Annotated in this window: 7 protein-coding genes; 1 reads left to right on the forward strand and 6 read right to left on the reverse strand. The window is 39.2% G+C overall.

Annotation, left to right across the window (positions count from 1 at the left end; all coding sequences use genetic code 11):
- On the forward strand, positions 1 to 1913 hold a 1913-nt coding region (locus AC4GME_RS09245; protein WP_490379279.1), incomplete at its 5' end, for an ATP-binding protein.
- A gap of 581 nt (positions 1914 to 2494) precedes the next feature.
- Here AC4GME_RS09245 and AC4GME_RS09250 read toward each other — a convergent pair.
- The 6 genes from AC4GME_RS09250 to AC4GME_RS09275 all read right to left on the reverse strand — a co-directional run.
- Positions 2495 to 3253 (reverse strand): sterol desaturase family protein, encoded by a 759-nt coding sequence (locus AC4GME_RS09250; protein ID WP_490379280.1) that lies wholly within the window; start codon positions 3251 to 3253, stop codon positions 2495 to 2497.
- 321 nt (positions 3254 to 3574) lie between these two features.
- Positions 3575 to 4021 carry a GNAT family N-acetyltransferase gene (locus tag AC4GME_RS09255; protein WP_490379281.1) on the reverse strand — a complete coding sequence of 149 codons (447 nt, stop codon included), beginning with the start codon at positions 4019 to 4021 and terminating at the stop codon, positions 3575 to 3577.
- 434 nt (positions 4022 to 4455) lie between these two features.
- Positions 4456 to 4734, reverse strand: a complete 279-nt coding sequence (locus AC4GME_RS09260) for a helix-hairpin-helix domain-containing protein (protein WP_490376775.1) — start codon at positions 4732 to 4734, stop codon at positions 4456 to 4458.
- A 146-nt stretch (positions 4735 to 4880) separates the two neighbouring features.
- Entirely contained in the window at positions 4881 to 5318 is a 438-nt protein-coding gene (locus AC4GME_RS09265; protein WP_490376776.1) for a GNAT family N-acetyltransferase, read from the reverse strand.
- A gap of 527 nt (positions 5319 to 5845) precedes the next feature.
- Positions 5846 to 7300: an ATP-binding protein gene (locus AC4GME_RS09270; protein ID WP_490376777.1), complete on the reverse strand. Its 1455-nt coding sequence runs from the start codon at positions 7298 to 7300 to the stop codon at positions 5846 to 5848.
- Positions 7290 to 7540, reverse strand: a 251-nt coding sequence (locus AC4GME_RS09275; protein ID WP_490379282.1) for a winged helix-turn-helix domain-containing protein, incomplete at its 5' end; no start/stop codon positions are given. The genes AC4GME_RS09270 and AC4GME_RS09275, both read right to left, overlap by 11 nt.

Raw genomic sequence — 7540 nt, forward strand, 5'->3', positions numbered from 1 at the left:
TAGTGATGATACCGGAGCTCGAATATCAGGCCAAGATGAGTGATTTTTTAACCACGACTGTCACTATAACCATACTATCAGTTATCTTTGTGGTGCTGCTTTTATTGGCTTTATTGAGAACGTTTTTTGTCCGGCCCTTGCAGCAATTAGGTTTTGCGGTCAAACAATTTGCCAATGGCCAAATTGTTAAGCTTGATTTCCCTCAATCTGACGAAATCGGCTGGCTGGCAAACGAATTCAAAAAAAGCCAATTAAAACTGGCTAATGCCCAGGAGGCACGCCTGCGCGCCATAGTGCAGTTTAATCAGGCGGAGGTGCAACAGAAAATTGCCGAACAAGCCAGCCAAACTAAGAGTCTGTTTTTAGCCAATATGAGCCATGAAATACGTACTCCAATGAATGGTCTGCTCGGTATGACGGAACAGCTTAAAAAAACCAATATAGACGATCAGCAACAAAAGCTAGTCGATATCATCTATTCATCCGGCAATTCCTTACTCGAAATAATTAACGAAATTTTAGACTTTTCAAAGATTGAACAAAATAAAATGGAGCTGCATTTACAAAGTTTTAATATCAGAGAGTTATTACAACAAAATATTGATCTGCTGTCGGTTAATGCGGCTAAAAAAGATTTATTACTTACCTTAGAGTTCGATCATAAATGCCCCTGTTGGTTAATCGGTGATGAACTTAGATTACGCCAAATTATTACCAATTTACTCAGCAATGCAATTAAATTTACTTTAAAGGGTCGGGTAACCCTGCGTCTTGAATTACTGGCGATAATGGAAAAAAAAGCAACTATTAAGCTGATTGTAAAAGACACGGGCATTGGTATGGATGGTGATGTCCAGAGTGCTGTTTTTGAGTCTTTCAGGCAAGCAGACTCGAGTACCACTAAAAAATATGGTGGTACTGGTTTAGGGCTCAGCATCTGTCAACAATTAGTACAATTAATGCATTCAAATATAGAAGTCAAAAGCCAACCGGGTGCTGGCAGCGAATTTTCCTTTACTCTGCTGTTAGACATTGGTCAGGCATTACCTCTTCCTGATAGGCAAAGCTTTGCCGAAGAGAATACGCAACTACAGGCACGTATATTGTTATGTGAAGATCAAAAAGTAAATCAGGAGTTAGCCAAAATCATACTCGAAAATCATGGCGCTGAAGTTAATTCAGTAGAAAATGGCGAGCAAGCGATAGCCGCTATATTAGCTGATGATTACGACATTATTTTAATGGACTGTCATATGCCGGTATTAGATGGCTTTGCTGCGACACAAAAAATTCGCATGCTCGAAAAGAGAAAGCATAAACAGACCACCATTATAGCCCTGACTGCCGATGCAAGAGAAGAAAATCGCCAGCATTGCCTTGCTGTCGGAATGGATGACTGTCTTAGTAAACCATTTTCGGAACAACAAATAATCGATAAATTAATTCAGTGGTTAGCAGAGCCGCAAGTTAATAAACAATACCTGTCCGCTGAAAAGGTTAATTCGGAACTGAAAAAAGTCACTGAAGCGCCTGTGAACAAAAATGATAATGACTTTAAACATTTAGATTCACTGGTGATTAAACAAATTTTAAATCTGCAGCGTCCCGGAAGACCAAGTTTAATTAGGCGCTTGCTTGTTGAGTATCATAAACAAGTACCGGATAAAATGAATAAGTTTAGCAGCGCGCTGGCACAACAAGATTTTGAGCAACTGTGGCAACTCGCACACGGTTTAAAATCAAGTTATCAAAACCTTGGCGCAAATAAAATGGTAGAGCTATTGCTGCAAATTGAAGCACATTGCAAAAAACAATCACTTGATGAAATTAAACAATGTATCGAGCAGTTAAATATAGAACAAACTAATGTTGAATCAGAGTTGCAGATCTTATATCAAATGACAACACAATAATCGCTAAATTTAATAAGGCCAAGCTTGTGAATTAGGCAACTACTATTTATACCAAAGGAGCTAAAAAGGTTTAACGCAGAAATACGTAAAAATAGCAGCACTGTATCGATTTGCTTACCTCGAGTTCAAGGTATGATTACTTTACCCCCTAAACCAGCGCCCTTCCCTTATTGCTGATACTGCCTGTAAAAACGCTCTGTAAGACGGCAATATAAAGCGGGGTTGATACCTACACCAGAATCTTCAACGCTAAATAGTGGATGCAGATTAAATTCTTGGGGTCAGACCTCCTGAACTTGAAAAAAAGAGATATCCATAGAAAGCTCTTGAAGAGATCAGATATTAGCTCTGCTTTAATAGTTACCGCATTGCGTACCGGTAAAAACACCGACAGCATCCAAAGTCACATCGTTAGGTGCCAGTCCCATGCTTATCACCATTAAAAAAGACAAAAGACCAGACACGGCCGCAGTGCCTAAAATGCCTGTTCATATGGTTTATCACCGTAGGTTTTTAAACGATCCGGTTCATAAACAGGTGCGCGATGCAATAAAAGCAAAGTTCTCCTAAACAGTTACCGTTCAGCGTTTATTTCCCTGAAATGGCAGCATTAACAGTTTATATAAACTTAAAGACTGCTCTACACCGAACTCACTAAGCCCCTGGCGCATTATCGGATAATCTAATGCCGGTTTATCTCTATAAGTGGAAAACAGTTTATCCCAGAAAATCAGGTTAAAACCATAATTACTGTTAGTTTCCTGCGCTATATCTGAATGATGAATCCAGTGAACTTCCGGGGTGACAATAAATTTACGCAGGAATTTATCAATTCCCTTGGGCAGTTTAAGATTACTGTGATTAAAAAGCGCCAGTCCGTTTAATAACAGTTCAAAAATAATCACCGCGACCACAGGAACACCTAAAATCAAAACAAACAGCATCTTAATCAGCATGGAAATAATGATTTCAATAGGATGAAAACGAACAGCTGAGCTGACATCAAGTCCGATTTCCGTATGGTGCATACGATGCACAGACCAAAGTAGCGGTATTTTATGCATCAGAACATGCTGGCCGTAGATAAGCAGATCCAGCATCAGCAGCGCTAAAATAACAGTGGCCGCATAAGGAATATCAATAATATTAAAAAATCCGATTGAATGATCAGCAGCAAACCGGGCGACACCGACAGCCAGTAACGGCAGGAGAATATTCAAAAAAAGACTAGCAAGAAAAGCCAGAGACAGATTTACCGACCACTGACGGAGTCGGCAGCATTTACGTTTGGCGAGCGGAAATAAAAACTCTACGACGGCGAGTATAATAAAAAGACTCAAAAATATGCCGAGCCGGATGGCATGTTCATAGTCGATGAGTATATTCATTTATAAGAAAAATGAAAAATATTGATAAGCAGCCTCTCTACAGGGTTAACATGGAGCTATTAGCCTCGTCCCTGCGCAGCAAAAAATAGACAGCCTGGATTAATCAGGCTGTTCAGCACAAATACGGGACAGCCAATCCTTTTCTTGAAATACTATTTCGCAATCCGCCAAAAAGGTATGGCAGTCCTCAATTAGTGGCTTTCTGATCTTTTTTATCACCATTAAAAAAGGCAAAAGGCAAGACACGGCCCGTTGGTCTAGTATGTTAAAGACTTAAATGGTTTGTTCTTGTCCTCTTAGGTAGTTAACCACCTTCACTTCAAACGAAACATCCGAATAGAATTGCTTAACCAGATTAATAGGGGGAATATCAGTGCGCTCCATCAACGGAACCGCACGACCAGTAGCAGTGACATAAGCATGAACATCGCTATGACGAGCCAACATTGGTTCAATGATCTCTTTATACAAAGCATTAGCCAGCAGCGTGGCATAACCTTTATTACGATGTTCATGGACAGTTACGAAATGAACCACACCCAAGTCCTGATAAGTAACACCTTGATGATGCACAATTTTATCAGTACGGGCTTCGAAATTCTCAAGGAGGCTATAGCCAACCAACTCATCATCAACATAAAGTTTAACGATTTCGGCTTGGGTTCCGTATTGCAACTCATCATGTTTAGCTAACCACTCAAAGATGTACCACATCTTCATGTTGTTATTACCTAAGGCAAGCAACTCATCAGCACAAGTCTTGACATTACAGTGGTCAAACCTAAGCATCAACAACCCCTTCGAATCCTTGGAAACTAGTTAACGCAATATATAAGAATAAAAAATGTTTTTGATCAGATGACACTGAATTTCCTTTTACACAATAGTGGTAGAGCGATCTGTTACCAGACCGACCCCACACAGATCCGGATGTGCGGAACTACCGCATCCGGCTTTTCAGTTATTTATTTACTCGTGCAGACTTTGCCTTTACGTGTCCGATAATAAAACATCTTACTTTCGTTATTCTGTCCAGAAAAAGGCTGGACAGCCAATTCTTTTCTTGAAATGCTATTTCGCAATACGTCAAAAAGGTATGGCTGTCCTCAATTAGTGTCCAGCAACTTGTTAGCAATATTTGCTTGCTTCAGTGATTATTTAATATTTAATTTCCGCTCTTCGGTAAAGTGCCACCACGGAAGAGCTTCTCCACCTTCCATATATGAAATCGCAGATAAAAAAACATCAATAATACAATAATCCTGCCTCCATCCCAATTCGGTACATAATAACTTATGCAACTCATAAGCATCTTTACCAATTAATTGCTTGGGATGAGTTAAGCCTATTCTTTCCAAATCAGCTGAGATTGCTTTCCCAACATTAGGCAAATCACTCATTTTAGAAACAGTATTGCGATCTGGAGATTTCATAAAACATTGCTACTTATATTGTGGTTAACACTGAAATAACGCCGCAAACAACAGCGCATAGGATGGCGTTGTTTTTGCTGGCTTTTTGTTTTAGTAAAAACAGTAACAGCCGTAATGCGTCTGCTTGATTTGCCTTGTTATGCACGTCATTTTAAGCGTTTTATAAACCTGATTTTACTACTGGTAACACAACCATTATCTTCGTAACCTGATATTTGATAGCCACTAGAAATTAGCAACTGCAACATCGCTGGATACTGGTTCATTGATTTTACGCTGATTGCGCTATAACCATTATCAATAGCCCATGATTCTTGTAGCTTTCGTAACTCGGTTGCGACACCTTGTTTTCTATACTTTGGAGCAACTCCGCCAAGCCAACTATAAAACTCAGTGTTAGAAACTTCATAACCAATTTTGTATGCCATTGGCTTGTTATCATGGCTTGCGATTAGAATTAAATTGGCTTTATCAGCTAATTTAGTCATGAGTTTATTTGCTGTCGTTCTACCATCAAACTCTGGTATTTGAGCATCAACATCTAAAACTTCATCTATCGTTCCAACATGGAAATCAAACTTCATACTCATTTACCTTTCAAGGGCATAACAGCTTTATAGGCATCACACTGCACGAAAAGCCGCAACACCTATCTTATTTAAATTAATCATCACAACACATACTAATCTTTATGCAATCAATATGTTCGACTGCAATTGCGCAAAATTGTGATTTGCGACAGCTGTTAAGGTGACACCTATCTGCGAGATTAATTATTAATTTGGCACGTCAAATTCGCGCACTGTCATACTTTATATTCTTTTTAATCAATATATTGAAGCGAACATCATACTAAATGCAACGTAAAATAATATTACAGCGTATTACAGGACTAAAAGGGCGGGGTATATAGCTCACCGCTGAAATTGATATTACGCGCTATTGCACATAGCAAAAAAGAAAGTAGAAAAAGCAGAGGCAGTTAAGCATTAGAAAGGCAGGCTCCGCAAATCTTTTTACTGCTTTGCAATTTCTGTTTACGTTTTCCGGCTAATAAATGTACATAAGGATTAAATAAGCTGTTAATTATCAGATTGGCTAGCAATTAAAATCAAATAATAGCAAACGTAACATTAACCTGTAATCCACCCAGTGGTGATTTGGTAAAGCTTAGTTGCCCATGATGAAATTCAACGATGTTATTAACCAAGGTTAACCCTAAACCCGCGCCCTTCCCCTGTTGCTGATACTGCCTGTAAAAACGCTCTGTTAGACGAGGGTATAAAGCGGGATCGATACCGACACCTGAATCTTCAACGCTAAATAGCAGCTGCTGATTATGCTGCTTGATGGTTAGTTTAATAACACCCTTTTCCGGGGTATATTGACTGGCATTATCCAGTAAATTTCGAATCAATATCTCCAGTAAAAATTCACTGCCGGGGAAACTGACCTCCTGGTCTTGGGGTTCACAAACGAGCTCCAACTCTTGCTGTTTACCCATAATTTTCACCGCCATCTCAGCCAATATACTCTGGCAGAGATGATGAAATTTAATCTCTGTTTTGGGAATAGTATCGGGGCTTATTTTCGATAAGGTCAGTAGCTGTTCAAGCAGACGCGCAACCCGTTTAATACCGTTATCTAACTCATGTAATGCGATATCACGATCTTGTTCATTACTACTGTTTAATGCATTTTGCGCATGAATCAGAACCACTGATAACGGTGTGCGCAGTTCATGCGCTGTATCGGCAGTAAGACGTTTTTCACGGGTTAACGCATCATCTAAACGGGTTATTAATGCATTAATCGCATTGAGTACCGGGCTTAATTCTTCGGGAACTATGTCAAGATTGATGGTTTTTAAACTATAGGCTTCACGGCTATTAATGCTGTTTACCAACTGCTGTAATGGCGTTAAGCCAAAACGGATGATGCGAATAAGTAATAATAGAAAAATAGGAAATATGAATATAGCGGGCAATATTATTTGCAGTGAAATCTCTTCTGATAATTCATCGCGTATTGATTCACTTTCTGCCACATATAGCCAGAAGTCCCAATCCTTATCGTAAAGTGCATAAACACGCCACATTTCACCTTCTATTTGGATATTACTGTAGCCCTGTTTTTTATTGGCTAAGGCAATATCCGGCGCACTACTTGATTTTATCAGCAGTTTATCAGCTTGATTAAACACTTGATAAGCAAGCTTGTTTTGATAAATGAAGCTTTCATTGTTGCGCAGCTGTTGCTCTCGAAAACGCTCGTCATCAACTTTTGTTCTATCGGCTCGCGCAGTTTTTTCAAAACCATGATAAACAATTGGTAGATGTAAGCTTGTTTGATCAATGGTCGGCACGCTCTCGCCGAGCAGATTAAATAAAATAAAGGCACTATGGGCAAGCTGCGCATCAAATATTTCACCAATTTCGTGTTCTGTTTGCGAGGCACTGAGCAAGTAAACGATAGAGAGAAAAACCGTGAACACTAGAGTAATAACCAGCACTAAAAAGCGCTTTATTGATCCCGTTTTTTTTATTAACAAATGGTTAAAGTTCATCTTTAACCACCATATAGCCGACACCACGCACCGTTTTAATCAGTTTCTTATCTATTTTTTTACGCAGATTATGAATATGTACTTCCAATGCGTTGCTTTCAATATCATCATCCCAGCTGTACAGGGTTTGCTCTAATGAAAATCGTGACATCACTTTGCCCTGATTTTGTAATAACACTTCCAGAAGATTTAACTCGCGGCGCGATAAATTAACAGGTAAATCATTAAATAAAACTTCTC

This window comes from Psychromonas sp. (assembly GCF_983033635.1).